Origin of the sequence: Rhizobacter sp. J219 (assembly GCF_024700055.1) — a bacterium.
Taxonomy (GTDB): domain Bacteria; phylum Pseudomonadota; class Gammaproteobacteria; order Burkholderiales; family Burkholderiaceae_C; genus Rhizobacter.
On the sequence record NZ_JAJOND010000001.1, the window covers coordinates 4967562 to 4994134 of the forward strand.

22 protein-coding genes and 1 pseudogene are annotated in these 26573 nt (G+C 67.9%); all 23 read left to right on the forward strand.

Going from position 1 to position 26573, the window contains the following annotated elements; all coding sequences use genetic code 11:
- Nucleotides 1-46 precede the first annotated feature (46 nt).
- The 23 genes and pseudogenes from LRS03_RS23655 (at nt 47) to LRS03_RS23765 (ending at nt 26569) form a co-directional block, all read left to right on the forward strand.
- A complete protein-coding gene (locus LRS03_RS23655; protein WP_257828643.1) occupies nt 47-1153 on the forward strand; it encodes an ABC transporter ATP-binding protein in 1107 nt (368 codons plus the stop codon).
- Nucleotides 1146-2420 (forward strand): ABC transporter ATP-binding protein, encoded by a 1275-nt coding sequence (locus LRS03_RS23660; RefSeq protein WP_257828645.1) that lies wholly within the window; start codon nt 1146-1148, stop codon nt 2418-2420. The genes LRS03_RS23655 and LRS03_RS23660 overlap by 8 nt, the downstream gene beginning before the upstream one ends.
- On the forward strand, nt 2417-3067 hold the full coding sequence (gene dhaL, locus LRS03_RS23665; RefSeq protein WP_257828647.1) for a dihydroxyacetone kinase subunit DhaL: 651 nt from the start codon (nt 2417-2419) through the stop codon (nt 3065-3067). Before LRS03_RS23660 ends, dhaL begins: the two co-directional genes overlap by 4 nt.
- Nucleotides 3064-4047 (forward strand): dihydroxyacetone kinase subunit DhaK, encoded by a 984-nt coding sequence (dhaK, locus tag LRS03_RS23670; protein WP_257828649.1) that lies wholly within the window; start codon nt 3064-3066, stop codon nt 4045-4047. Before dhaL ends, dhaK begins: the two co-directional genes overlap by 4 nt.
- A gap of 9 nt (nt 4048-4056) precedes the next feature.
- Complete coding sequence (locus tag LRS03_RS23675) at nt 4057-5208, forward strand: ABC transporter substrate-binding protein (RefSeq protein WP_257828651.1); 1152 nt, start codon at nt 4057-4059, stop codon at nt 5206-5208.
- 81 nt (nt 5209-5289) lie between these two features.
- The gene (locus LRS03_RS23680) at nt 5290-7128 is read left to right on the forward strand and encodes a sensor histidine kinase (protein ID WP_257828653.1); all 1839 of its coding nucleotides are present in this window, start codon (nt 5290-5292) and stop codon (nt 7126-7128) included.
- A 205-nt stretch (nt 7129-7333) separates the two neighbouring features.
- Nucleotides 7334-7774 carry a division/cell wall cluster transcriptional repressor MraZ gene (locus LRS03_RS23685; protein ID WP_257828655.1) on the forward strand — a complete coding sequence of 147 codons (441 nt, stop codon included), beginning with the start codon at nt 7334-7336 and terminating at the stop codon, nt 7772-7774.
- Between the two features lie 12 nt (nt 7775-7786).
- Nucleotides 7787-8719: a 16S rRNA (cytosine(1402)-N(4))-methyltransferase RsmH gene (gene rsmH / locus LRS03_RS23690; RefSeq protein ID WP_257828656.1), complete on the forward strand. Its 933-nt coding sequence runs from the start codon at nt 7787-7789 to the stop codon at nt 8717-8719.
- A 117-nt stretch (nt 8720-8836) separates the two neighbouring features.
- Nucleotides 8837-9136, forward strand: coding sequence for a cell division protein FtsL (gene ftsL, locus LRS03_RS23695; protein WP_257828657.1), 300 nt, complete (start codon nt 8837-8839; stop codon nt 9134-9136).
- A complete protein-coding gene (locus LRS03_RS23700) occupies nt 9136-10923 on the forward strand; it encodes a peptidoglycan D,D-transpeptidase FtsI family protein (RefSeq protein WP_257828658.1) in 1788 nt (595 codons plus the stop codon). Before ftsL ends, LRS03_RS23700 begins: the two co-directional genes overlap by 1 nt.
- Entirely contained in the window at nt 10923-12425 is a 1503-nt protein-coding gene (locus LRS03_RS23705) for a UDP-N-acetylmuramoyl-L-alanyl-D-glutamate--2,6-diaminopimelate ligase (RefSeq protein WP_257828660.1), read from the forward strand. Before LRS03_RS23700 ends, LRS03_RS23705 begins: the two co-directional genes overlap by 1 nt.
- Nucleotides 12425-13806 (forward strand): annotated as a pseudogene (locus LRS03_RS23710) (UDP-N-acetylmuramoyl-tripeptide--D-alanyl-D-alanine ligase). Before LRS03_RS23705 ends, LRS03_RS23710 begins: the two are co-directional and overlap by 1 nt.
- Nucleotides 13807-13811: 5 nt before the next feature.
- Nucleotides 13812-14993 carry a phospho-N-acetylmuramoyl-pentapeptide-transferase gene (gene mraY / locus LRS03_RS23715; RefSeq protein ID WP_257828661.1) on the forward strand — a complete coding sequence of 394 codons (1182 nt, stop codon included), beginning with the start codon at nt 13812-13814 and terminating at the stop codon, nt 14991-14993.
- A gap of 109 nt (nt 14994-15102) precedes the next feature.
- A complete protein-coding gene (murD, locus tag LRS03_RS23720; RefSeq protein ID WP_257828662.1) occupies nt 15103-16986 on the forward strand; it encodes a UDP-N-acetylmuramoyl-L-alanine--D-glutamate ligase in 1884 nt (627 codons plus the stop codon).
- Between the two features lie 83 nt (nt 16987-17069).
- Nucleotides 17070-18248: a putative lipid II flippase FtsW gene (gene ftsW, locus LRS03_RS23725; protein ID WP_374685112.1), complete on the forward strand. Its 1179-nt coding sequence runs from the start codon at nt 17070-17072 to the stop codon at nt 18246-18248.
- On the forward strand, nt 18245-19321 hold the full coding sequence (gene murG / locus LRS03_RS23730) for an undecaprenyldiphospho-muramoylpentapeptide beta-N-acetylglucosaminyltransferase (protein ID WP_257828663.1): 1077 nt from the start codon (nt 18245-18247) through the stop codon (nt 19319-19321). Before ftsW ends, murG begins: the two co-directional genes overlap by 4 nt.
- Before the next feature lie 82 nt (nt 19322-19403).
- Nucleotides 19404-20813, forward strand: coding sequence for a UDP-N-acetylmuramate--L-alanine ligase (gene murC / locus LRS03_RS23735; RefSeq protein ID WP_257828664.1), 1410 nt, complete (start codon nt 19404-19406; stop codon nt 20811-20813).
- Nucleotides 20810-21775: a D-alanine--D-alanine ligase gene (locus LRS03_RS23740; protein WP_257828665.1), complete on the forward strand. Its 966-nt coding sequence runs from the start codon at nt 20810-20812 to the stop codon at nt 21773-21775. Before murC ends, LRS03_RS23740 begins: the two co-directional genes overlap by 4 nt.
- Nucleotides 21776-21777: 2 nt before the next feature.
- Nucleotides 21778-22596, forward strand: coding sequence for a cell division protein FtsQ/DivIB (locus LRS03_RS23745; protein WP_257828666.1), 819 nt, complete (start codon nt 21778-21780; stop codon nt 22594-22596).
- Nucleotides 22597-22604: 8 nt separating this feature from the next.
- Nucleotides 22605-23834, forward strand: coding sequence for a cell division protein FtsA (gene ftsA, locus LRS03_RS23750; RefSeq protein ID WP_257828667.1), 1230 nt, complete (start codon nt 22605-22607; stop codon nt 23832-23834).
- Nucleotides 23835-24017: 183 nt separating this feature from the next.
- On the forward strand, nt 24018-25217 hold the full coding sequence (ftsZ, locus tag LRS03_RS23755; RefSeq protein WP_257828668.1) for a cell division protein FtsZ: 1200 nt from the start codon (nt 24018-24020) through the stop codon (nt 25215-25217).
- Nucleotides 25218-25289: 72 nt separating this feature from the next.
- Entirely contained in the window at nt 25290-26225 is a 936-nt protein-coding gene (lpxC, locus tag LRS03_RS23760) for a UDP-3-O-acyl-N-acetylglucosamine deacetylase (protein ID WP_257828669.1), read from the forward strand.
- Between the two features lie 104 nt (nt 26226-26329).
- Nucleotides 26330-26569 (forward strand): hypothetical protein, encoded by a 240-nt coding sequence (locus LRS03_RS23765; RefSeq protein ID WP_257828670.1) that lies wholly within the window; start codon nt 26330-26332, stop codon nt 26567-26569.
- Nucleotides 26570-26573 lie beyond the last annotated feature (4 nt).

The window sequence follows — 26573 nt, forward strand, 5'->3', positions numbered from 1 at the left end:
CCAAGGGGGCGTGTCAGCCCCTAGGGGCGGCCCGTCGGGACTGACCATGGCCGAGATCCAGATCAAGAACCTGCAGAAGCGCTTCGCCGACTTCACGGCGGTGCGCAACTCCTCGCTGGTGCTCGAAGACGGCAAGTTCGTCGTGCTGCTCGGGCCCTCGGGCTGCGGCAAGACCACCACGCTGCGCATGATCGCCGGGCTCGAATACCCGAGCGGCGGCACCATCACCCTCGACGGCGACGACGTCACCTACCTGCGGCCGCGCGAGCGTGACATCGCGATGGTGTTCCAGCTGTTCGCGCTCTACCCGCACATGGGCGTGCGCGACAACCTCGAGTTCCCGCTGCGCAACGAGGGCGTGCCGCGCGTCGAGATCGATCGACGCATTGCCGAAGTGGCCGGCATCCTGCGCATCGAGCACCTGCTTGGATCGCGCGTGGGCGGGCTGGCCGGCGGCGACCGCCAGCGTGTCGCGCTCGGCCGGGCCATCGTGCGCCAGCCCAAGGCCTTCCTGATGGATGAGCCGCTTGGAACGCTGGACGCCGAGTTTCGCGAGCTGATGTGCGTCGAGCTGCGAAAGCTGCACGAGCGGCTGAAGACCACCACGGTCTTCGTCACCCATGACCAGAACGAGGCGATGGCGCTGGCCGACCACATCGTGGTGATGAACAGCGGCGACATCCTGCAGGCCGACGACCCGCATGGCATCTACAACTTCCCGTCGTGCGTGTTCGTGGCGCGTTTCATCGGCCGCCCGCCGATGAACCTGCTCGACGTGCACGGCTCGGTGGCCGCCGGCGCCTGCCAGGTGCAGGTCGATGGCCGCCAGGTCGGCGTGCCGCGGGTCGAAGCCCCGGCGGCACGGGCCCTGCTCGGCGTGCGTCCCGAGCACGTGCGCCTGACGGCGCCCGGCGAGGGCCTGGCAGGGCGCGTCGAGCGGGTCGAGTACTTCGGCTCGCACTGGATCGCCGAGCTGCAGACCGATGCCGGCCCGCTGAAGGCCGTGGTCGAGAAGGCCACGCGCCCGGTCGAAGGCGAGCGCGTGGGCGTCGGCTTCGACGAATCGCGCATCGTGCTCTTCGATGCCGACACCGAGCGCTTGTTGCCAAGCGTCACCACCACCGCCCACCGATCGAGCGTGCGTCATGGCTAGCATTTCACTTCAAGGCATCACCAAACGTTTCGGCGACACGACGGCGGTCGACGACCTGCGGCTCGACATCGCCGACGGCGAGTTCTTCGTGCTCCTGGGCCCGAGCGGTGCGGGCAAGACCACCACGCTGCGCCTGATCGCCGGACTGGAGACGCCGGACGCCGGCTGCCTGCGCATGAACGGCAACGACATCACCGCGGCCGCGCCGGCGCAACGCGACTGCGCCTTCGTGTTCCAGCAGTACTCGCTCTACCCGCACCTGACGGTCTACGACAACATCGCGTTTCCGCTGCGGGCGCCGATGCGCCGCCTCGACGAAAAGGTGATCCAGCGGCGCGTCGAGAAGGTCGCGGCGCTGCTGCATATCGAGGGCAAGCTGCAGCGCAAGCCGACGGCGCTGTCGGGCGGCGAGATGCAGCGTGTCGCGATCGGCCGCGCGCTGGTGCGCGAGCCGCGGGTCTACCTGATGGACGAGCCGCTGTCGTCGCTCGATGCCGGCCTGCGCGAGGAGCTGCGCGTCGAACTCAAGCGGCTGCAGCGCAGCAGCGGCGCCACGGTCGTCTACGTCACCCACGACCAGGTCGAGGCGACGACGCTGGCCGACCGCATCGCCATCATCGAGCACGGCCGCATCCGCCAGGTCGGCACACCGCTCGAGATCTACGACCGGCCGCAGTCGCTCGAAGTCGCCCAGCGGCTCGGGTCGCCCGCCGTCAACATCCTGCCGGCGGCGTGGTTCGCCGGCATCGCCAGCCCCCATGCACAGCATGTGGCCATCCGCCCGGAGGACGTGGTCTTCGGACCCGACGACGAAGGGGAGCAAGGCTACGAGGTCATCGAGGAGCTCGTTGGTCAAGCACCTCGTGGTGGCGGAACGCCTGGGCGTCGAGGTGCGGGCTCGCACCATGCTCGACAAGGCCCTTGTCCCTGGTGCTCGTGTGCGGCTCACTTTCCCGCCCGAGCGCTGCATGTTCTTCGACGCCTCCGGGCAGCGACTCGCCGCCTGAGCGCCTCACTGGAGATCCATCATGAACGTCTCGTATCAGCTGAGTTTTCGCTCGATCTGCGATCCGCACTGCGTCTGTTCCTTCCCCTGCAGCGTGTCGGGGGATGTCGACATGGACGCGCTGAGCGAGCGGGCGAGGGTTCGTTATCTCTACGCCAGGACCGTCATCGGGCGCGAGTTCGCCGCGCCCTACGTTCAGCCGGTTTCCGTCCACTGACCGCACCGCCCCGACCGCCCCTCAAAGACAAGGAGACACCTTGAACACCCATCTGATCATCGAAGCGCTCGCCGCCGTGCAGCGCGCCATCCTCGACAGCGAGTCGCAGATCGAGTCACTCGACCGCGCGATTGGCGACGGCGACCATTTCATCAACGTGCGCCGCGGCTGCGAGGTGACTGTCGCCCTCAGCCCCGACCTGAAAGACATGCCGCCGGGGCTTGCGCTGCACAAGATCGGCATGAAGCTGCTCGGCACCATCGGCGGCGCTTCCGGCCCGCTGATCTCCAGCTTCTTCATGGCGATGGGCAAGACGCTCGAAGGTGTCGACGAGCCCGACCGCCGCCTGTTCGCCGAAGCGTTCACCAGCGGCGTCGAGGCGATCAAGCTGCGCGGCAAGGCCGATGTCGGCGAGAAGACGATGCTCGACGTGCTGATCCCGGTGTCGCGCCTGCTGCTCAAGCTGGCCGACGAGGAGGTCTCGCTGTCCGTCATGTGCGCACAGATCACCGAGGAGGCACATCGCAACATGCTGGCCACCCGCGACATGATCGCCAGCAAGGGGCGGGCCTCGTTCCTTGGCGAGCGGGCGCTTGGCCACATCGACCCCGGCTGCAAGACCTGCGAGGTGGTGATCGCTGCGGTCTGCGACACCGTTCTTCAGCACAACCAAGCGCAGGAGACCACATGAAGAAGTTCATCAACGACATTGACTCGGTGATGCGCGAGTCGCTGAGCGGCATGATCGACGCCCACCCCGGCCTGCTGCGGGTGGAGTTCGAGCCGACCTTCGTGGCCCGTGCCGCGCGGGCCACCAAGAAGGTGGCGCTGATCTCGGGCGGCGGCTCGGGGCACGAGCCCTTGCATGCCGGCTTCGTCGGCCGCGGCATGCTCGACGCGGCCTGCCCCGGCCAGGTGTTCACCTCGCCCACGCCCGACCAGATGCTGGCGGCGGCCGCGGCTGCCGAGTCGGGCCGGGGGGTGCTGTTCATCGTCAAGAACTACGCCGGCGACACGATGAATTTCCAGATCGCGAGCGAGATGCTCGATCTGGAAAACGCCACCGTGCTGGTGAACGACGACGTTGCCATCGAGAACTCCAAGCACACCACCGGACGGCGCGGCGTGGCCGGCACCCTCATGGTCGAGAAGATGGCCGGCGCGGCCGCCGAGGCAGGTGCCTCGCTGCTCGAGTGCAAGGCGGTCGGCGACCGTGTCAACGCGGCCACCGCGTCGATGGGGGTGGCCTTCACCAGCTGCACGGTGCCGGCGGCCGGGCGCGCCACCTTCGACATCGACGCCGACGAGATGGAGGTCGGCGTCGGCATCCACGGCGAGCCGGGCCGGCGACGCGAGAAGGTCAAGCCGGCCGGGCAGATCGTCGACGACCTGCTGGGTGCGATCCTGGGTGACCTCAAGCCGGCGCGCGGGCGCGAGGTGCTGCTGCATGTGAACGGCTTCGGCGGCACCCCCTTGATGGAGCTGTACCTGCTGCACCACTGTGCCAGCCAACGGCTGCGCGAGCAGGGCCTGAAGCCGGTGCGTTCGCTGGTGGGCAACTACACCACCTCGCTCGAGATGGCCGGCGCCTCGCTGACCGTCACGCTTCTCGACGACGAGATGATCACCCTGTGGGATGCGCCGGTGCAGACCGCCGCCCTTCGCTGGTAGGGGCCCATCATGCGACGCCGTGTGTTGTTTCTCGGCTTGCCGGCAGCAGCTGCGCTGCTGCCCACTTTCAGCCTGCCCCGCGCTTCGCATGCGCGCACCCGCAGCAGCTCGCCGCCGATCCGCCTGGGCCAGTCGGCGCCGGTCTCCGGGCCGCTCGCCCAGGTGGGCACCGCGGTTCGCGAAGCCGCGCTGGCGGTGTTTGCGGACGCCAATGCGCAGGGCGGCATCGGCGGGCGCGACATCCAGCTGGTGACGCTCGACGACGAGGATCGTGCCGAGCGCACCGCCGTCAACGTCAAGCTGCTGGCCTCGCAGCACCAGGTGGTGGGGATGTTCGGCTTCGTCGGTGCCGGGGCGCACCGCGCCGGCGCCCGCGGTGCCGCAGAGGAGGGCCTGCCCTACATCGCCGCCTTCAGCGGCTCGCAGGAGCTGCGCTCCGGTGCGATCCCGTGGGTCTACAACCTGCGGGCCGGCCACATCGACGAGATCGAATACATCGCCCGGCACACCCGCCAGGTCGGCATTCGCCGCGTCTCGCTGGTGTCGGAATACAACTCGCACGGCTGGGAGCTGCGCGACGCGTTGATCGCGTCGCTGGAGTCGCGCGGTGACAACGTGGCCTCGATCAGCAGCATCGACCACGAAGGCAGCCGCTACAGCCTGCCGGGTGCGGTGGCGTCGGTGCTGGCGGGGGACCCGCAGGCGATCGTGCTGGGCGCCGATTACGTGGCCAGCGCGCGTTTCGTCGATGCGGCGCGCCGGGCCGGATTCACCGGGCTCTTCTACACCCTGTCTACCGTGGGCGGCAACGCGCTGACCGACATGCTGGGAGCGCAGGCGGCGGGCCTGTCGGTCACGCAGGTGGCGCCCTTCCCGTGGACGGCGTCGTCGCCGATCGGCCGCAACTTCCAGGCCTTCTGCGCGCGGCACACGATCGAGGCCTCGTTCGCCGGCATGGAGGCCTATCTCGGCGCCAGCCTTCTCGTCGATGCGCTGCGTCGGGCACGCGAGATCACGCCTGCCCGGCTGGCCGAGGCGATCGAGGGTCTGCCGCCGCGCGACTTCGGCGGCTTCGTCGGCGCGTTCTACGGCAAGGCCCGCAAGGCGCCGGCGCAGGTGGACCTGACCGTGTTCTCGCGCAACGGGAGGTTCGTCAAATGACGCTCGTCATCGAGCAGCCATTCAGGGAGATTTGTCGGTAGTGCGGCTGTGGCCGTGCTGCCCTGCCAGAAGGAAATCGTGATGTGCATCAAGGTCACCGCAGATGAGGCGCTGCGCTCGAAGAATCGCCCGCGTGTCGAACGCGCCGCAACGGGAGTTCAAGGCGAATGGGAGGCGATCGTCGATCGCGCGCGAATGGCGGCCGGTGCGATGGTGGCGATCTTGTCCGCACGCACTGTCGGGACCGTGATCACGAGTGGCACGCTCCCGAACTCGGCGCAGGGCCTGGCCCCTGCCATTGCGCGGGTCGTGCCGCGCGGCGCCAGGGGCGAACCCGGCGCTGTCGGCTTGAGAAAGAGCTGGGGCGTGCAGGTCTGCCCCGACGTGCTGGCCCTGCGGGGTGAGTTCGGCCTGCAGGATCTGTCGTTGCTGGCCTGGTTCGACGAGTCGGCGCTGTCGTGGTCGTGGGTCGCGATGGCGAACCTGGCCCAAGACGGCGCGCTGCATGCGAACTGCGATCAGCTGCGCGCGATCGCGGAGGCGCTGCGCGAACGGTGCATCCTGCAGGCGCAGATGCGCGGGGCGACGCTCCTCACCCAGCGCCTGGAAGACGTGGCGCACGCCTCGGGTGACTGGAGCTGGGAGACCGACGAACACTTTCGCTACACCTGGGTCCACGGCACCTTGCCGTCCGGGGCGCATGCCGTGTTCAGGCCGCCCACCATCGGCGAGCTGATTCCGTCGGGCCTGGTCGTCAACTGGCTGGGCGAAGTCGACCCGCCGATGCGCGACCTCCACGCCGTGCTGCGCCAGGGCGAACCGATCGTCCGCATGGTGACGCGTGAGTATGCGTACGGCAGCTCGCGCTATGTGTCGCGCAGTGCGGTGCCCTTGCTGCGGGCCGACGGCAGCCTGCGCGGCTTCCGCGGATCGGCGCGCGATGTCACGCAAAGCATCGAGGCCAAGGCGCAGGTGTGGCACCGCACCGAGGTCCTGTGCCAGGCCAAGGAGCAGGCCGAGGCCAGCAGCCAGGCGAAATCCATGCTCGTGTCGAAGATGGGGCACGAGCTCAGGACGCCGCTGAACGCGATCGTCGGGCTGGCGCAGCTGATCCAGACCGGCGGCGCCCGCTGCGAAGCCGCCACGCTGGAGCGCTGGGTGGCGCAGATCGCGAAGACGGGCTGGCACATGGTCGACGTGCTGGACATGCTGATGGAGCTGGGCCGTACCGGGACGGTGGGCGTGCCGCTCGCCCAGAAGCCGGTCGATCTTGTCGAGGTGGTGCGCGAGGCGACGCACCTCCTGGAACGCGAGGCCCAGGCTCGCGCGATCACCGTCGCCGTCCACGGCCCGGCGCCCGTGCTGGCCGTGGTCGACCGCCGGGCCATCCGACAGGTCGTCGTCAACCTGCTCAGCAATGCGCTCAAGTACAACCGCGAAGGCGGCTGGGTACGCCTGACCGTGGCCCAGTGCGAGCAGACCCGCATCGAGATCCAGGACACCGGGCCCGGGCTCACACAGGAGCAGGTCGCCCGCATGTACCAGCCATTTGAGCGCCTGGGGGCAGAGGCCTCCAACGTGGCGGGCCACGGCCTCGGGCTTTTGATCTGCAAGGAACTCGTCGCCTCGATGCGCGGGACGATCGAAGTCCACAGCACGGTGGGGCAGGGGACGACCTTCACCGTGCTCCTGCCCCTGTCGGACTGTTGCGGCGACAGCGCTGACAGCGGGCTTGCGCCCGTGCCGGCGCCCCGGGGGCGCGGTCACCTGAAGCGCATCTGGCCTCCCGACCCTGAGACTGCGGCGAAGCGCCGCCTGCCCTGCACGGTGTGCGGGCAGGCAGCTGGACGCGACCGTATGTCGCAATGCCGCCAGAGGCAGTCCTCCCGGCCTCGCGCACGCCACCTTCCTGCTCGCTAACCCGGGGCGCCCGCCCCGGGAAGCTCAGGCATCGCTTTCACTGCCCCGCGCAAGTCCTTATTTCATAAGCAATTTTTCACGCAGTTTCATCCTTTCAGATTCCATCGCTAAGTCCTTGATTCCATTGATTTTTTGTCCGCAAAGCCGTTGACCCTGGCTCTTCTGATGAGCTACAGTGCAGATAAGTGCACTTCAGTGGGTTTTTGTGGCAAACATTGTGTTTCAGGGTCCAGCCGCGCTGACGCTGGACGGCAAAGGGCGTATCGCCATGCCGTCGCGTCATCGCGAGGTCCTGTCCGCGATGAACGTCAACCAGCTCACCATCACCAAGCACCCGGAAGGGTCGCTGCTGGTGTTTCCCCGTCCCGCCTGGGAAACCTTCCGTGACCGCGTGGCCGCCCTCCCGATGGAGGCCGCCGGCTGGAAGCGTGTCTTCCTCGGCAATGCGATGGACGTGGAGATCGACGGCTCGTCGCGCGTGCTGATCGCGCCCGAGCTGCGCGCGGCCGCTGGCCTCACGCGCGACGTGATGCTGCTCGGGATGGGCAGCCACTTCGAGCTGTGGGACGCGGCCCGCTACGCCGAGCACGAGGCGAAGGTGATGCAGTCGCCGATGCCCGAGTCGCTGAAGAGCTTCAGCTTCTGAGCGAGCCCGGTCATGTTTGAACACACCACCGTGCTCCTCAACGAGGCGGTCGACGCGCTCGTGACGACTGTCGACGGCACCTACCTCGACGGCACCTTCGGCCGTGGCGGACACACGCGGCTCTTGTTGTCGCGACTCTCCGACAAGGGGAGGGTCGTCGCCATCGACAGGGACCTGCAAGCCGTTGCCGCTGCCACTTCAGGAGCAACGCGGGTCGATGACCCGCGTTTTTCCATCCATCACACGAGCTTTGCGCACATGGCCGAGACCTTGGCCGCGCAGGGCATCTCCAAAGTCAATGGGCTCCTGCTCGATCTGGGCGTGTCTTCCCCGCAGATCGACGACCCGGGCCGCGGGTTCAGCTTCCGTCACGACGGGCCGCTGGACATGCGCATGGACACGACCCGAGGCGAGAGCGCCGCGGATTTCCTGGCCCGCGCCGACGAGCGCCTGATTGCGGAGGTGATCAAGAACTATGGGGAAGAACGGTTTGCTCTACAGGTTGCAAAGGCGCTTGTTGCTCGGCGCCAAAGCGGGAATCCAATTCGAACCACTCGCGACCTTTCCGAAGTCGTGGCTGGCGCGGTCAAAACCCGCGAGCCGGGCCAGAACCCTGCAACGCGCACATTTCAGGCTCTTCGGATTTTCGTCAACGCCGAGCTTGAGGAGCTCGAACAAGCTCTGAAGGCCGCGATCGACCTCCTGCTGCCCGGTGGGCGGCTGGTGGTCATCAGCTTCCACTCGCTCGAAGACCGCATCGTGAAGACCTTCATCGCCAACGAAAGCAAGGAGGTCTACGACCGCCGGGCGCCGTTTGCGGCGCCGAAGGCGATGCGTTTGAAGTCCCTGGGCCGCGTCAAACCTTCCGACGAGGAGGTCAACGCCAACCCGCGTGCCCGTTCGGCGGTGATGCGGGTTGCTGAAAGAACGGAGGTCGCAGCATGAAGACGGTGCTGTGGAATCGGAAGGCGGCATGAAGCGAGCCCGAGCGCGCGGCCGCCCGGAGCCGGGCTCGACCCTCTCGGAGGGTCGGGCCATGTACTCATGGACCGGGGTGTCGTCATGACCCGTCTCAACGTGATCCTGCTGGTGGTGCTGGTGATTTCCAGCGTCTACCTGGTCCGCGTGTCGTATGACTCGCGGCGCCTGTTCGCGCAGCTCGATCGCGCGCAGGGCGAGGCACGCCAGCTGGAGATCGAACACGAACGGCTCGTGGCCGAGAAGCAGTCGCAGGCCACGCCGCTGCGGGTGGAGAAGGTGGCGCGCGACCGGCTGGCCATGCGCAGCGCCACGCCGGCGGTGACGCAGTACGTCACCTATTCCGCCTCGGCGCCGGCTTCGTCGTCAGAGGGGGCGCGGTGATGAAGAAGAACGCCCCGAAGGCCGGCGCCGTCAACGTGCGCAGCGTCATGTATTCGACGAGCCCGCTGCTCGCCTCGAAGACGCCGCCCTGGCGCTCGAAATTCCTCGTCGGCCTCGTGGGCCTGGGCTTCTGCGTGCTCGCCGGCCGCGCGGTCTACGTGCAGATCGTCGGCAACGACTTCTTCCTGAAGCAGGGCGAGATCCGTTACGCCCGCACGCTGGAGCTTGCCGCCAGCCGCGGCCGCATCACCGATCGCAGCGGGCTCATCCTCGCGTCCAGCGTGCCCGCGCCGTCGCTCTGGGTCATCCCCAAGGACTTCGAGGCCGACAAGCACCAGCGCGCCAACCTCGCGAAGCTCCTGGGCATGACGCCCACCGAGCTCATGAACCGGCTCGACGACAGCCCCAACTTCGTGTGGCTGCGCCGCCAGGTCGACGACGCCGTGGCCAAGAAGGCGATGGCGCTCGGCATCAAGGGCCTCTACCAGGTGCGCGAGTTCAAGCGCAAATACCCCGAGGGTGAAGCCGCGGCGCACGTGGTGGGCTTCACCAATGTGGAAGAGAAGGGCCAGGAAGGCATCGGTCTCGCCTTCCAGAAGGACCTGCAGGGCCGCAACGGCACGCGCCGCGTGGTGAAGGACCGGCTGGGCCGTGTCGTCGAAGACATCGGCGAAAGCGTGCAGCCGGTCGACGGCCGCGACATCCAGCTCTCGATCGACTCCAAGGTGCAGTTCTACGCCTACCAGCGCATCCGCGACGCGGTGGCGCAGCACAAGGCCAAGGCCGGCAGCGTGGTGGTGCTCGACGTGCAGAGCGGCGAGGTGCTGGCGCTGGCCAACTTCCCCAGCTACTCGCCCAACGACCGGCAGAACCTCACCGGCGCGCAACTGCGCAACCGCGCGCTGACCGACACCTTCGAGCCCGGCTCGACGATGAAGCCCTTCATCGTGTCGCTCGCGATGGAGACCGGCCGCGTGTCGCCCAAGACCGTGATCGCGACCGCCCCCGGCACCATCAACATCACCGGCTCGACCATCCGCGATGCCCACCCGCACGGTGACCTCACCGTCGAAGAGGTGATCCAGAAGTCGAGCAACGTCGGCACCGTCAAGATGGCGATGCAGATGCAGCCGCGCGAGATGTGGGAGCTGTACACCCAGGTGGGCCTGGGGCAGCGGCCGCAGATCGACTTTCCGGGCGCAGTGAGCGGGCGCCTGCGCCCCTACAAGACCTGGCGCCCGGTGGAGCAGGCGACGATGAGCTATGGCTACGGCCTGTCGGCCAGCCTCTTCCAGCTGGCGCGTGCGTACACCGTGTTCGCGCGCGATGGCGAGCTCGTGCCGACGTCCATCCTGAAGAACCAGAACGTCCCAAGCGACGTTGCAGCACCGGGTGTGCGGGTGATGTCGCCCAAGACCGCGCAGGCCGTTCGCCACATGCTGCAAATGGCGGCTGGCCCCGGCGGCACCGCGCCCAAGGCGCAGACCATCGGCTACTCGGTGGGCGGCAAGTCGGGCACCGCGCACAAGCAGGAAGGCAAGGGCTACGCCGACAAGAAATACCGCTCGTGGTTCGTCGGCATGGCGCCGATCGACAAGCCGCGCATCGTGGTCGCGGTGATGGTCGACGAGCCGAGCGATGGCCGCTACTTCGGCGGCGACGTGGCGGCGCCCGTGTTCAGCGAAGTGGTCCAGCAGACGCTGCGCTCGATGAGCGTGCCGCCAGACCTTGAGGTGAAGCCGCAGATCGTCACCAACAAGCTGCCGGTGGTGGAGGAGAGCTTCTGATGGCAGCTCTGACCACCTTGCACGACGTGGGCAGCGCCGTTGCGTGGCTGCGCAGCCGCGGCGTGAAGCAACTGCGCACCGACAGCCGGCGTGTGCAGCCGGGCGACGCCTTCATCGCGTGGCCGGGCTATGCCAACGACGGGCGGCAGTTCGTGCCGGCGGCGTTGGCGGCAGGTGCGGTGGCGTGTCTCGTCGAAGCCAAGGGGGCCGAGGCCTTCCACTTCGAGGGTGGGCAAGTCGGTGCATTGCCGGGCCTGAAGGCCGCGACGGGGCCTTTGGCGAGTGCCTGGTACGAACAACCAAGCAAGCTTCTCGACGTGGTGGCGGTGACCGGCACCAACGGCAAGACCTCCACCGCGTGGTGGGTGGCGCAGGGGCTCTCGTTGCTGGGCAAGCGCTGCGGCGTGGTGGGCACGCTGGGCGTGGGCGAGCCGCCGTCGGCGGCCGCCGCGCCGAACGCGTCCATCCAATCGACCGGCCTCACCACGCCCGACCCGGTCACGCTGCAGGCCGGCTTCAAGGGCTTCGTCGACCAGGGCTTCAAGGCCTGCGCGATCGAGGCCTCGTCGATCGGCATCGTCGAGCGCCGCATGGCCGGCACGCAGGTGGCCGTCGCGCTCTTCACCAATTTCACCCGCGACCACATCGACTACCACGGCAGCATGGAGGCCTACTGGGCCGCCAAGTCCGAGCTCTTCATGTGGCCCGGATTGCGCGCCGCGGTGCTCAACGTGGACGACGAGCGCGGCGCGACGCTGGCCCCGGCGCTGATCGGCCTGATGGACGTGTGGACCTACAGCACCCAGTCAGAGGCGCGCCTGCGCGCGAGCGACATCGCGTACCGCGACGGCGGCCTCGCCTTTACCGTGCACGAGGGCGGTGCCTCAACCCCCGTGCGCACCGGCCTGATCGGCGACTACAACGTCTCGAACCTGCTGGCGGTGATCGGTGGCCTGCGTGCTCTCGGCTTCGCGCTCACCGACGTGGCCCGTGTCTGCGCCCAGCTCACCCCCGTGCCCGGCCGCATGCAGCAGATCGGCGGTGGCGAGCAGCCGGTGGTCGTGGTCGACTACGCCCACACGCCCGACGCCCTGGAAAAGGCGCTGCAAGCCGTGCGCCCTTTCGCGCAAGAACGCCAAGGCACGCTGTGGTGCGTGTTTGGCTGCGGCGGCAACCGCGACGCGACCAAGCGCCCGCTGATGGGGGCCATCGCCGAGCGCCAGGCCGACCAAGTGGTGGTGACGAGCGACAACCCTCGCATGGAGCCCCCCGGCCAGATCCTCACGCAGATCACCGCTGGCATGGCGCGGCCCGACCGCGCACTGGTGATCGAAGACCGGCGTGCCGCCATCGTGCATGCGGTCCGGAACGCGAAGCCGCAGGACGTGATCCTCGTCGCGGGCAAGGGCCACGAGGCCGAGCAGGACATCGGCGGCGTCAAGCACCCCTTCTCGGATGTGGACGAGGCGCGCACGGCGCTTGCCACGAGGGGGTCGCCATGATGATGACGCTCGCCCAAGCCCACGCGATGCTGCCCGGCTCCACCCTCGTCGGCGACGGCGCCCTCGAACTCGGCCGTGTGCATTCCGACACCCGCACGCTGCAGCGAGGCGACCTCTTCGTCGCCCTGAAGGGCGAGCGTTTCGACGCGCACGATTTCCTCGCGCAAGCGAAGGCGGCTGGCGCGGTGGCGGCACTGGCCGAACGTGGCCTCATCGAAGCCGGCATGCCCGGCCTGCAGGTCGCCGACAGCAAGCAGGCGCTCGGTGCGCTGGCCGCCGCGTGGCGAGCCCGCTTCCACCTGCCGCTGATCGCCATCACCGGCAGCAACGGCAAGACCACCTGCACGCAGATGACCGCCTCGGTGCTGCGCGCCTGGCAGGGCGAGGCCGCGTTCTGGACCGAAGGCAACTTCAACAACGACATCGGCGTGCCGCTCACGCTCTTGCGCCTGCGCGACCAGCACCACGCTGCCGTCATCGAAGTCTCGGCATGAACCACCCGGGCGAGATCGCCGGCCTGGCTGCGATGGCGGCGCCGACGGTGGCCCTCGTCAACAACGCCCAGCGCGAGCACCAGGAGTTCATGGCGACGGTGGAAGCGGTGGCGCGCGAGAACGCGATGGTGTTCGATGCGCTCGGCCCGACCGGCACGGCGGTGTTCCCGGCCGATGACACCTATGCGCCGCTCTGGCACCAGCTTGCCGGCACCCGCCCCACGCTCACCTTCGCCCTCAAGGGCGCCGCCGACGTGACCGCCGATGCCGAGTGGGCGGTCGACCACTGGTCGCTGATGCTGCACACGCCGGCCGGTTTTGCCGCCGTGCAACTGCGCATGCCCGGCTGGCACAACGTGAAGAATGCCCTGGCGGTGACGGCATGCGCACTCGCCGCCGGCGCCCCGCTCGATGCGATCGTGCGTGGCCTCGAAGCCTTCGAGCCCGTCAAAGGCCGCTCGCAGCTCAAGCGCGCGCAGGTGCAGGGCGTGCCGGTGGCGCTGGTCGACGACACCTACAACGCCAACCCCGACTCGGTGCGTGCCGCGGTCGAGGTGCTCGCACAACTGCCCGGCCCGCACTGGCTGGTGCTCGGCGACATGGGCGAGGTGGGCGACCAGGGCCCGGCTTTCCACCGCGAGGTGGGGGCTTATGCGCGCACCCATGGCATCGATGCCCTGTGGACGGCCGGCAAGCTCTGTCGCTACGCCGCCGATGCCTACGGCCCTGGCGCGCGTCACTTCGACACCGTGGCCGAGCTGCTCGCCGCGCTGCCGGCCGCACCCGACTGTGCCGCGGTGCTGGTGAAGGGCTCGCGCTTCATGAAGATGGAACAGGTGGTCGCCGCGCTCGTGCCGGCGGCCCCTGCACAACAACAAGGACACTGACCACCATGCTGCTGAGTCTCACCCAGTGGCTGCAGAGCCTCTACCCGGACCAACTGGGTTTCCTGCGCGTCTTCCAGTACCTCACCTTCCGCGCGGTGCTGGCGGCGATGACCGCCTTGCTGATCGGCCTGGCCTTCGGGCCGTGGGTCATCCGCCGCCTGACCGCCCTCAAGATCGGTCAGCCCATCCGCGAATACGGCGTGCAGCAGCACATCGCCAAGAGCGGCACGCCCACCATGGGTGGCGTGCTGATCCTCATCGGCATCGGCGTCAGCACGCTGCTGTGGTTCGACTGGAGCAACCGCTTCGTCTGGATCGTGATGATCGTGACCATGGGCTTCGGCGCCATCGGCTGGGTCGACGACTGGCGCAAGGTCGTCAAGAAAGACCCCGAAGGCATGCGCTCGCGCGAGAAGTTCTTCTGGCAATCGCTGATCGGCCTGGTGGCGGCGTTGTACCTCGCGTTCAGCGTGTCGGAGACGTCGAACCTCCGCGTGCTCGAACTCTTCATCCGCTGGGTGCAGAGCGGCTTCAGCAACGACCTGCCGCCCAAGGCCGACCTGATGATTCCCTTCGTCAAGTCGATCAGCTACCCGCTGGGCGTCTTTGGTTTCATCATCCTCACCTACCTCGTGATCGTCGGGGCGAGCAACGCGGTCAACCTGACCGACGGCCTCGATGGCCTGGCGATCATGCCGGTGGTGATGGTCGGCTCGGCGCTCGGGGTGTTTGCCTACGTGGTGGGCAGTTCGGTGTATTCGAAGTACCTGCTGTTCCCCTACATCCCCGGGGCCGGCGAACTCTTGATCTTCTGCGCCGCGATGGCCGGCGCGGGCCTCGCCTTCCTCTGGTTCAACACCCACCCGGCGCAGGTGTTCATGGGCGACGTGGGCGCGCTCTCACTGGGAGGCGCGCTCGGCACCATCGCCGTGATCACTCGCCAGGAGATCGTGCTCGGGATCATGGGCGGCATCTTCGTGGTCGAAGCCCTGTCGGTGATGGCGCAGGTGGCCTGGTTCAAGTACACGAAGAAGAAGACGGGCACCGGGCGACGCATCCTGAAGATGGCGCCGCTGCACCACCACTTCGAAAAATCCGGCTGGAAGGAGACGCAGGTCGTCGTGCGCTTCTGGATCATCACCATGCTGTTGTGCCTGGTCGGTCTGGCCAGCTTGAAACTGCGATGAGAGACAACAACATCAATCGACGCGAGCGGGCCGAGCGCCGGGCCGCTCCCAAGCCGGCCCGCATCCCCTCGGGGGATCGGCCGACGTACTCGTCGGTCGAGGGGCTGTCATGAAGCATTTGAAGGACGCTCATGTGCTGGTGCTGGGACTCGGTGAGTCCGGCCTGGCCATGGCGCGCTGGTGTGCGGACCACGGCGCGCGTGTGCGCGTGTGGGATTCGCGCGAAACCGCTCCGCAAGACGTGGCGCTGGCGGCACAGGTGCCGTCGGCCGAGCGCCTGAGCGGCACGCTCGACGTCGCGCTGCTGCGCGAGGGTGTGCAGCTGGTGCTGAAGAGCCCCGGCCTCGCGCCCGGCGATGAACGCATTGCCCCCCTGCTCACGCTCGCCCGTGAGACCGGCGTGCCGGTGCAAGGTGAGCTCGACCTCTTCGCCCGTGCGCTCGCCGACCTGAAGGCCGAGCGTGGCTACGCGCCGAAAGTGATCGCGATCACCGGCACCAACGGCAAGACGACCACCACCTCGATGACGGGCCAGTTGGTCGAACGCACCGGCAAGCGGGTCGCGGTGGCCGGCAACATCGGGCCGACGATGCTGCAGACGCTCGCAGATGCGCTGGCGCTGGAGCCGGCCCCCGCAGCCGATGTGCCGTCGGTAGAGCCGATGGCCGAAGCCACGCCGGAGACGCTCGCCGCGCCGGCTCCGGGCGAGCCGGCGGACGCAGTGCCCGACGCCCCGGTGATGGAGCCGCCGAGCCCCGTCGACGACGATGCCGTGGCCGCCGAAACGGAAACCCTGGGCGCACAGGAGATCCCGGCCGACGCCGAAGCTGCGGCCCTGACCGCCGAGCCCGCCGCCGTGCCCACGGCTGACGTTGCCGCGGTCGAGCCCCCGGCGGCCGACGACGAGACCGCGGGAGGCGGCCCGCCGCCGCACCTGATCCCCCCGCCGCCGCCCGGCCCGGTGTTCGAGCACCTGCCCGAGGTGTGGGTGCTGGGGCTCTCGAGCTTCCAGCTCGACGGCGTGCAGGGCTTCGAGCCGAGTGCCGCCACCGTGCTCAACGTGACGCAGGATCACCTCGACTGGCACGGCAGCATGGAGGCCTATGCCGCCGCGAAGGCGCGCATCTTCGGCAAGAACGCGGTGATGGTCATCAACCGCGACGACCCGCTGGTCGAGAAGATGATTCCGGCGCCGATCCCCGGCAAGGGCCGCTTCGCCAAACCGATCGAGCGTCACGTCGTGCGCTTCGGCCTCGACGCGCCGCAACGCCCGGGTGACTTCGGCGTGCTGGTCGAAAACGGCATCGCCTGGCTGGTGCGTGCGATGGAGTCCGACGAGACGGCGGTGAAGAAGCCCAAGAAGGGCGCCGCCGTCGAGGAAGAAGAGCTGGTGATCCAGCGTCTGATGCCGGCCGACGCGCTGCGCGTGCGCGGCCGCCACAACGCGGCCAACGCACTCGCCGCGCTCGCCCTCGCCACCGCGGCGGGCTGCCCGCTCGCGCCCATGCTGCACGGCCTGCGCGAGTACGCGGGCGAGCCGCACCGGGTGGAGTTCGTCGCCACCGTCAACGGTGTCGAGGCCTACGACGACAGCAAGGGCACCAACGTGGGCGCCACGGTCGCCGCGTTGAACGGCCTGGGCGACGACAAGGCGCCGAGCAAGCTCGTCGTCATCCTCGGCGGTGACGGCAAGGGGCAGGACTTCACGCCGCTGGCCACGCCGGTGCAGCGCCATGTGCGCGCAGTGGCCACGATCGGCCGCGATGCCGAGGCGATCGAGCAGGTGCTGCGCTTCACCGGCGTGCCGGTGCAGCGGCACGGCTCGCTGGAAGAGGCCACGCGCTGGGCCTTCCAGCGTGCGCATGCGGGCGATGCGGTGCTGCTGAGCCCGGCCTGCGCGAGCCTCGACATGTTCCGCAACTATGCGCACCGCGCCGAGGTCTTCGTGGCCGAGGTGCAGGCCATCGCATCCGCCGGTGGGGAGGTGGTGTGACGACGCTTGCCGGACGCCTCGCCTTCGTCGGTTCGCTGAAAGAGCGGCTGTTGTCGCTCGTCAAGCGCGACGGCGGCGGCAGCGTGCCCATCCGCGACTGGACGGGTGCTTCGGGCCAGCCCACCAAGTTGCAAGGCTTCGACCAGCACCTGATCTGGGTCGTGGTGGCCTTGATGGCGCTCGGCCTGGTGATGGTCTATTCGGCCTCGGTCGCGCTGCCCGACAACCCGAAGTTCGCGCGCTACGCGCCCACTCACTTCCTGCTGCGGCATGCGCTGTCCATCCTCGTCGCGTTCGTCGCGGCGGTGGTCGTGATCCAGGTGCCGGTGAGCGTGTGGGAGAAGTTCGCGCCCTGGGTCTTCGTGGTGGCGCTGCTGCTGCTGGTGCTGGTGCTCATCCCCGGCATCGGCAAGGGTGTGAACGGTGCCCGCCGCTGGATCCCGCTCGGCTTCACCAACTTCCAGCCCTCCGAGCTTGCCAAGCTCGCCATCGCGCTCTACGCGGCCAACTACATGGTGCGCAAGATGGAGGTGAAGGAGAACTTCTTCCGCGCCGTCATGCCGATGGCGGTGAGCGTGGCGGTGGTGGGCCTCCTGCTGCTGGCCGAGCCCGACATGGGCGCCTTCATGGTGATCGCGGCCATCGCGATGGGCATCCTCTTTCTCGGCGGTGTGAACGGGCGCATGTTCTTCCTGATCACCGCCGTGCTGGTGGGCGCCTTCGTGCTGATGATCAGCTTCAGCGAATGGCGGCGCGAGCGCATCTTTGCCTACCTCAACCCGTGGGACGAAAAGTACACGCTGGGCAAGGCCTACCAGCTGTCGCACTCGCTGATTGCTTTCGGCCGCGGCGAGATCTTCGGCCAGGGCCTGGGCGGCAGCGTGGAGAAGCTGCACTACCTGCCCGAGGCACACACCGACTTTCTGCTCGCGGTGATCGGCGAGGAGCTGGGCTTCATCGGGGTGCTCGCGGTGATCTGCGCCTTCTTCTGGCTGGCGCGCCGCATCTTCCACATCGGCCGCCAGGCCGTTGCGCTCGACCGGGTGTTCGCCGGCCTCTTCGCCCAAGGCGTCGGCATCTGGATCGGCGGCCAGGCTTTCATCAACATGGGGGTGAACCTGGGCGTGCTGCCGACCAAGGGGTTGACGCTGCCGCTGATGAGCTTCGGCGGCTCGGGCATCCTGATGAACCTGGTGGCGCTCGCGATCGTGATGCGAATCGACATCGAGAATCGACAGCTGATGAGAGGGGGGCGCGCATGAGTGCCAAACACCTCGTCATCATGGCGGCAGGCACCGGGGGGCATGTGATTCCCGGCCTCGCGGTCGCGGCCGAAATGCAGAAGCGCGGCTGGACCGTCAGCTGGCTCGGCACCACGCACGGCATGGAGAACAAGCTGGTGCCGCCCTCGGGCATCCCGATGGACAACATCACGTTCAGCGGGCTGCGTGGCAAGGGACTTCTGCACACCGCGACCGGCGGCTTCCGCCTGCTGCTCGCGTTCTGGAGCTGCCTGCAGATCCTGCGCAGGCGCCGCGCGAATGTGGTGCTCGGCATGGGCGGCTACGTCTGCTTTCCGGGTGGTCTGATGGCCTCGCTGCTCAGCAAGCCGCTGATGCTGGTCAATGCCGATGCCTCGCTCCTGATGAGCAACAAGAGCCTCCTGCCGGTGGCCGACAAGGTGGCTTTCGGCTTCGACGGTGAAGCGGCGCACAAGGTCAAGCAAGGCATCGTGACCGGCAACCCGGTGCGTGCCGAGATCGAGAACCTGCCGCCGCCGCTGGAGCGTTTCGAAGGCCGCCTCGGCGCGCTGCGCGTGCTGGTGGTGGGCGGCAGCCTGGGCGCGAGCGCGCTCAACGATGCGCTGCCGCGTGCGATCGCGTTGCTGCCGCTGCGCGAACGGCCCCTGGTGACGCACCAAACGGGCACGGCCAATTTCGAGAAGGCGCGCGCCGACTACGCCGCGCTGCAGGTCGAAGCCGAGGTGCTGCCCTTCATCCACAACATGAGCGAGCGCCTGGCCGAGTGCGACGTGATCATCTGCCGCGCCGGCGCGGTGACGGTGAGCGAGTTGTGCGCGGCCGGTGTGGCGAGCGTGCTGGTGCCGCTGGTGGTGAGCACGACCAGCCACCAGCGCGACAACGCCGACTGGATGGCACGGCAGGGCGCGGCGATCCACCTGCCCCAGAGCGAGCTGACGCCGCAGCGATTGGCAGATTTGTTGAAGAGCCTCACGCGCGAAGCGCTGATGAGCATGGCCACCAAGGCCCGCGCGCTGGCACGTGTGCATGCGGCGGCGCGGGTGGCCGATGAGTTGGAAGGACTTGCGACATGAGGCGATTCGAGCGCCGGGCCGCCCCAAGCCGAATCGCGTCCCCTTGGGGGACCGACCGGCAAATGCCGGGCGAGGGGTCAACATGAAACACGCCGTCAAGCACATTCACTTCGTCGGCATCGGTGGTGCCGGCATGAGCGGGATCGCCGAGATCCTGCACAACCTCGGCTACACGGTCTCCGGCTCCGACCAGAGCGACAGCGCGGTCTCGCGCCGGCTCGCGTCGCTCGGCATCAAGGTCTTCGTGGGCCACGACGCGGTCAACATCGAAGGCGCGCAGGCGGTGGTCACGTCGACCGCGGTGAAGGGCGACAACCCCGAGGTGCTCGCCGCCCGCGCCAAGCGGGTGCCGCTGGTGCCGCGCGCGGTGATGCTGGCCGAGTTGATGCGCCTGAAGCAGGGCATCGCCATCGCCGGCACGCACGGCAAGACGACGACGACCTCGCTGGTCACGAGCGTGCTGGCCGAGGCCGGCGTCGACCCGACCTTCGTGATCGGCGGCCGGCTCAACGCGGCCGGCGCCAACTCGCGCCTCGGCTCCGGCGACTACATCGTGGTCGAGGCCGACGAGTCGGATGCCTCGTTCCTGAACCTGCTGCCGGTGATCAGCGTCGTGACCAACATCGACGCTGATCACATGGACACCTACGGCCACGACCTGACGAAGCTCAAGGGCGCGTTCGTCGAGTTCCTGCACCGCATGCCGTTCTATGGCGCCGCCATCCTGTGCGGCGACGACCCGGGCGTGAAGTCGATCATCCCGATGGTGTCGCGGCCGGTCGTGACCTACGGCTTCGGGCCCGACAACCAGGTGCGTGCGGTCGACGTGCAGGCCCTCGTGGGCGGACAGATGCGCTTCACCGCGCAGCGCCGCAACGGCGTCGTGATGCCCGACCTCGACATCACGCTCAACCTGCCCGGCGAACACAACGTGCTGAACGCCCTGGCGGCCGTGGCCGTGGCGACCGAACTGGAGCTGCCCGACGCACCGCTCGTGAAGGCGCTCGGCGAGTTCCACGGCGTCGGCCGTCGTTTCCAGCGCTACGGCGACTGGCCGGCCAAGGACGGCGGCAAGTTCACCCTGATCGACGACTACGGCCATCACCCGGTCGAGATGGCGGCGGTGATCGCCGCGGCGCGCGGTGCGTTTCCGGGCCGGCGCCTCGTGATTGCCTTCCAGCCGCATCGGTATACGCGCACACGGGATTGCTTCGAAGACTTCGTGAAGGTCATGGGCACGGCCGACGCGGTGCTGCTCGGCGAGGTCTATGCCGCGGGCGAGGCGCCGATCGTCGCGGCCGACGGGCGCTCGCTGGCCCGTGCGCTGCGCGTGGCCGGCAAGGTCGACCCGATCTTCGTCGACGACATCGCGCAGATGCCGGCGGCCATCGCCGAGCAGGCGAAGGGCGGCGACGTGGTGATCGCGATGGGCGCCGGCACGATCGGCGCGGTGGCAGGGCAGGTGGCGGAGATGTTGAAGGAGGCCCCATGAGCAGCGTTGATGTGAAGGCCTTGGGCAAGGTGGCCGTGCTGATGGGCGGCACCTCGGCCGAGCGCGATGTGTCGCTGATGTCGGGCGAGGGTGTGCTGCAGGCGCTGCAATCGCAGGGTGTCAACGCGCATGCCTTCGACCCCGCGAAGCAGGACCTGGTGGAACTGAAGAAGCAGGGATTCGACCGCTGCTTCATCGCGCTGCATGGCCGCCACGGCGAAGACGGCACGGTGCAGGGCGCGCTCGAACTGCTGGGCATCCCCTACACCGGCTCCGGTGTGATGGCCTCCAGCATCGCGATGGACAAGGTGATGACCAAGCGCATTTGGCTGGCCGAAGGCCTGCCGACGCCGCGCTACGTGGTGCTGCCGTCGAACCGCCAGTCGCGCGAGGACGTGCGCGCCGTGCCCGACGAGATCGGCCTGCCGTTGATCGTGAAGCCGCCGCACGAAGGCTCGTCGATCGGGGTCAGCAAGGTGAGCGGCTATTCCGACATGGCCGACGCGGTGGCGCTGGCGGCGAAGTACGACCACGAGGTGCTCTGCGAGGAGTTCATCGACGGCGAGGAAGTGACCTGCCCGGTGCTGGGCCAGGGCGCGAATGCGGTGGCGCTGCCGGTGGTACGCATCGCCGCACCCGAAGGCGCCTACGACTACCAGAACAAGTACTTCACCGATGTCGTGAAGTACCACGTGCCGAGCGGCCTGCCGGAAGCCGAGGAACGCGAGATCCAGCGCATCGTCGTCGAGGCCTATCGCACGCTGAACTGCCGCGGCTGGGGCCGCGCCGACCTGATGATCAGGAAGCGCGACCGCAAGCCCTTCCTGCTGGAGATGAACACCTCGCCGGGCATGACCTCGCATTCGCTGGTGCCGAAGTCGGCGGCGGCGAGCGGCATGCCCTATGAGCAGCTCTGCCTGCACCTGATCTCTAACGCATCGCTCGACAGCTCCAAGACCTGAACATGCGCGCCCACGCCGCCACACCTCGCTTCAACCCGGCCGCCGTCGAGCTGCCGGGCGAGGTGCGCCTGCTCAACGTCACCGCCTCGATGCTCTACGTAGTGGGCGGGGTGCTGATGGCGGCGCTGGCGCTGATGTGGCTGATCCGCCAGCCGGTGTTCAACATCAAGTCGGTGAAGGTGGAGGGCGAGGTCACGCGCAACAGCGTGTCGACGATCCGCGCCAACGCGCTGCCACAGCTCGCGGGCAACTACTTCACCCTCGACCTTGCGCGCGGCAAGCAGGCCTTCGAGGCGGTGCCCTGGGTGCGCCAGGCCATCGTGCAGCGGGTGTGGCCGAACCGGCTGCGGGTGCTGCTGGAGGAGCACCACGCGGTGGCGCTGTGGTCCATGAAGGATGGCGACGACCAGCTCGTCAATGCGCAAGGCGAGGTTTTCCAGGCCAACCTGGGTGACGTGGAAGACGAGTCGCTGCCCACGCTCAAGGGACCGGATGGCAGCTCGGCCGAGGTGCTGGCGATGTACCGCCGGCTGGTGCCGGTGTTCGAGGCGCTGGAGATGCACATTGACCAACTCTCGATGAGCGGCCGCGGTTCGTGGCATGCCGAATTCGACAACGGCGCCGAGATCGAAACCGGCCGTGGCACACAAGACGAACTGGTGGCACGCAGCGAGCGATTCGTGGCCACCGTCACGCAGGTGATCGAGCGTTACCAGCGTCCGCTGGTCTACGCCGATCTGCGACACAACGAAGGTTATGCCGTGCGGCTCAAGGGGATCACCACCACGACGGTGGCCACTCCGCCCGGCAGGAGAAATTGAGGGAACACATGGCCAAGGAATACAAGGACCTGGTCGTCGGCCTGGACATCGGCACCGCCAAGGTGATGGCGGTGGTGGCCGAAGTCTTGCCCGATGGCGAGCTGAGAGTCGCCGGTCTCGGCATCGCGGCGGCACACGGGCTCAAGCGCGGCGTGGTGGTCAACATCGACGCCACGGTGCAGAGCATCCAGCAGGCCTTGAAAGAGGCCGAGATGATGGCCGACTGCAAGATCACGCGCGTCTACACCGGCATCACCGGCAGCCACATCCGCGGGCAGAACAGCACCGGCATGGTGATCGTGCGCGACAAGGAAGTGACGCCGGTCGACGTGACACGCGTGGTCGAGACCGCCAAGGCGATCAACATTCCGAACGACCAGCGCCTGTTGCTGGTGGAGCCGCAGGAGTTCGTGATCGACGGCCACGAGGTCAAAGAGCCGATCGGCATGAGCGGCGGCCGGCTTGAGGTCAAGGTGCACATCGTGACTGGTGCGCAGAGCGCGGCCGAGAACATCGTGAAGTGCGTGCGCCGCTGCGGGCTGGAGGTGGACCAACTGGTGCTCAACCCGAGCGCCAGCAGCCACGCCGTGCTGACCGAAGACGAGAAGGACCTGGGCGTGGCCATCGTCGACATCGGCGCCGGCACGACCGACGTGGCGATCTTCACCGACGGGGCGATCCGCCACACGGCGGTCATTCCGATCGCCGGCGACCTGATCACGAGCGACATCGCGATGGCCCTGCGCACGCCGACGAAAGACGCGGAAGAAATCAAAGTGGAGTACGGCGTGGCCAAGCAGCTGCTCGCCGACCCGAGCGAGCAGCTCGAAGTGCCGGGCCTAGGCGATCGCGCGCCGCGCATGCTGAGCCGCCAGGCGCTCGCCGGCGTGATCGAGCCGCGCGTGGAAGAGATCTTCTCGCTCGTGCACCAGGTGATCCGCGACAGCGGCTACGAAGAGCTGCTGTCGAGCGGCATCGTGCTGACCGGCGGCGCGGCGGTGATGCCGGGCATGGTGGAACTGGGCGAAGACATCTTCCTGAAGCCGGTGAGGAAAGGCATCCCCACCTACCACGGCTCGCTGCACGACATGGTGGCCAACCCACGCTCGGCGACCGTCATGGGCCTGCTGGAAGAAGCACGCCTCGGCCGTGCGCGCGGCATCAAGGCGGCGCAGCAGGCCGGTTCCGTCAAGACCTTATTCGGCCGGGCCAAAGACTGGTTCCTCGGCAATTTCTAGAACACAGGGAGTTCACATGACACGCCATCCACATCTCATCGATCGTCTCCAGCGGGCGCACCACCTGGGCCATGACCCACCGGGCGCCTGGCCACCTCAGACCGCGGGCCCACCCGCAGCACAGCAAGAAGAGAAGACGAGTTTTTCAACACACACGGCAACTGCAAAGAATTGGAGTCAGACATGGCAATCGAAATGATCGAAGAGTTCGACCTGGGCACCCAGATCAAGGTGATCGGCGTGGGCGGTGGCGGCGGCAACGCGGTCGACCACATGATTGCGCAAGGCGTGCAAGGCGTGGAGTTCGTCTGCGCCAACACCGACGCGCAGGCGCTCAACCGTTCGAGTGCGCACCACCTCATCCAGCTCGGCACCACGGGCCTCGGCGCCGGTGCCAAGCCGGAAGCCGGCCGCGCGGCCGCTGAAGAGGCGGTGGACCGCATCCGCGACGCGATCAAGGGCAGCAACATGCTCTTCATCACCGCCGGCATGGGCGGCGGCACCGGCACCGGTGCCGCCCCCGTGATCGCGCGCGTGGCCAAGGAGATGGGCATCCTGACGGTGGGCGTGGTCACCAAGCCTTTCGACTTCGAAGGCAACCGCCGCATGAAGGCCGCCGACAACGGCGTGGCTGAGCTTGAAGCGAATGTCGATTCGCTGATCGTGATCCTCAACGACAAGCTGCTCGACGTGCTGGGCGACGACGTGACGCAGGACCAGGCTTTCGCACACGCCAACGACGTGCTGAAGAACGCCGTCGGCGGCATCAGCGACATCATCCACGTGCCAGGCCTCGTGAACGTCGACTTCGAAGACGTGAAGACGGTGATGAGCGAGCCTGGCAAGGCGATGATGGGCACCGCGATTGCGAGCGGCCCCGACCGCGCGACCAAGGCCGCCGAATCGGCCGTGGCCTGCCCGCTGCTCGAAGGCATCGACCTCTCGGGCGCGCGTGGCGTGCTGGTGCTGATCGCCGCCGGGCGCAGCACGTTCAAGCTGAGCGAAAGCCGCAATGCGATGAACACCATCCGCCGTTACGCCGCGGACGATGCGCACGTGATCTACGGCACCGCCTACGACGAAAGCCTGGGCGACCAGCTTCGCGTGACGGTGATCGCCACCGGCCTGTCGCCGGCCAAGCGCCAGCAACAGGCACCGATGACCGTGGTGCACACGACCGTGGCCCAGCGCACGGGCACCGACAACATCCCGGTGCTGACCCAGCCGGTGCACACCGCACAGGCCGGACACGACTACAGCGGGCTGTCGGTGCCGAGCGTGTGGCGCAACGGCCGCACGGCGGCAGCGAAGGTCGATGCGCTGGCCTCGAACGGGATGGACGAGATCGAGATCCCGGCTTTTCTCCGCAAACAAGCGGATTGAGCTGAGCCCTCGCTATCGGAGTAGTAGGCAGAACCAAGCCGGGGCTTAGCCCCGGCTTCTAAAATCATGGCCATGCTCGCTCAACGCACCTTGAAGTCCATCACCCGCGCCGTCGGCGTGGGTGTGCACGGCGGCCAGCGGGTCGAGCTGACCCTGCGGCCGGCCGCGGCCGACACCGGCATCATGTTTCGCCGGGTCGACCTGCCGGTGCCGGTCGACATCCCGGTGAAGGTCCACGCCGTGTGCGACACGCGCATGGCGACGACCATCTCGCCGGGCGGCGACCCGGGTGCGCCCAAGGTCAACACCATCGAGCACCTGCTGTCGGCCTGTGCCGGTCTCGGCCTCGACAACCTGGTGGTCGACATCACCAACGAAGAGGTGCCGATCCTCGACGGCTCGGCCGCCTCGTTCGTGTTCCTGCTGCAAAGCGCCGGTATCGAGGTGCAGAGGGCGCCCAAGCGCTTCCTGCGCATCAAGAAGCCGGTCGAAGTGCGCGAGGGCGAAGGCAATGCCCTGAAGTGGGCCCGGCTGGAGCCGTTCGACGGCTACAAGCTCACCTTCGAGATCGAGTTCAAGCACCCGGCGGTCGACCAGACCGGCCAGCAGTTCACCTTCGACATGGGCTTGGGCCAGTACAAGCGCGACATCGCCCGTGCGCGCACCTTCGGCTTCACCAAGGACGTGGAGATGATGCGTGCCCGTGGCCTGGGCCTCGGCGGCAGCATGGACAACGTGATCGTGGTTGACGACTACCGCGTGCTCAACAGCGAAGGCCTGCGCTACGACGACGAGTTCGTGAAGCACAAGATCCTCGATGCCATCGGCGACATGCACGTGCTCGGCCACCCGCTGATCGCCGCCTACACCGGCTACAAGTCGGGCCACGCCCTGAACAACAAGCTGCTGCGCGCGGTGCTGGCCGATGCTTCGGCCTATGACATCGTCACCTTCGACGACGAGCGGCAGGCGCCTGCCGGCCTGGCCGAACTGGCCCCCGCCTGGTAGGCGACCTACCAGAGATCTGGTAGAGCCGGGAAGTTAGGGGGTGCCCTCGGGCTGTGGCGCAGCCGCCCGATGGTATGGTTCGGGGTCGTCAACCCCCCAATCGCATGGTTATCTTTGGCTGGATCATCGCCGGCATCGTCGGCTTGTTGCTCGCGTTGAGCGCGATTTGCTGGGGCATCTTCATCGCCGCCGACAACAGCGACTGGAAGCGGCTCGGCGTCAAGATCTTCCGCATTTCGCTGGTCTTCGTGCTGCTCTACATCAACGTGTATGTATACGCCCACATCTTTGGCGTGATGAGCGGCACGCAGAAGCCGGTGGCCGAAGTCGTCGCCGAGGAATAGCGGC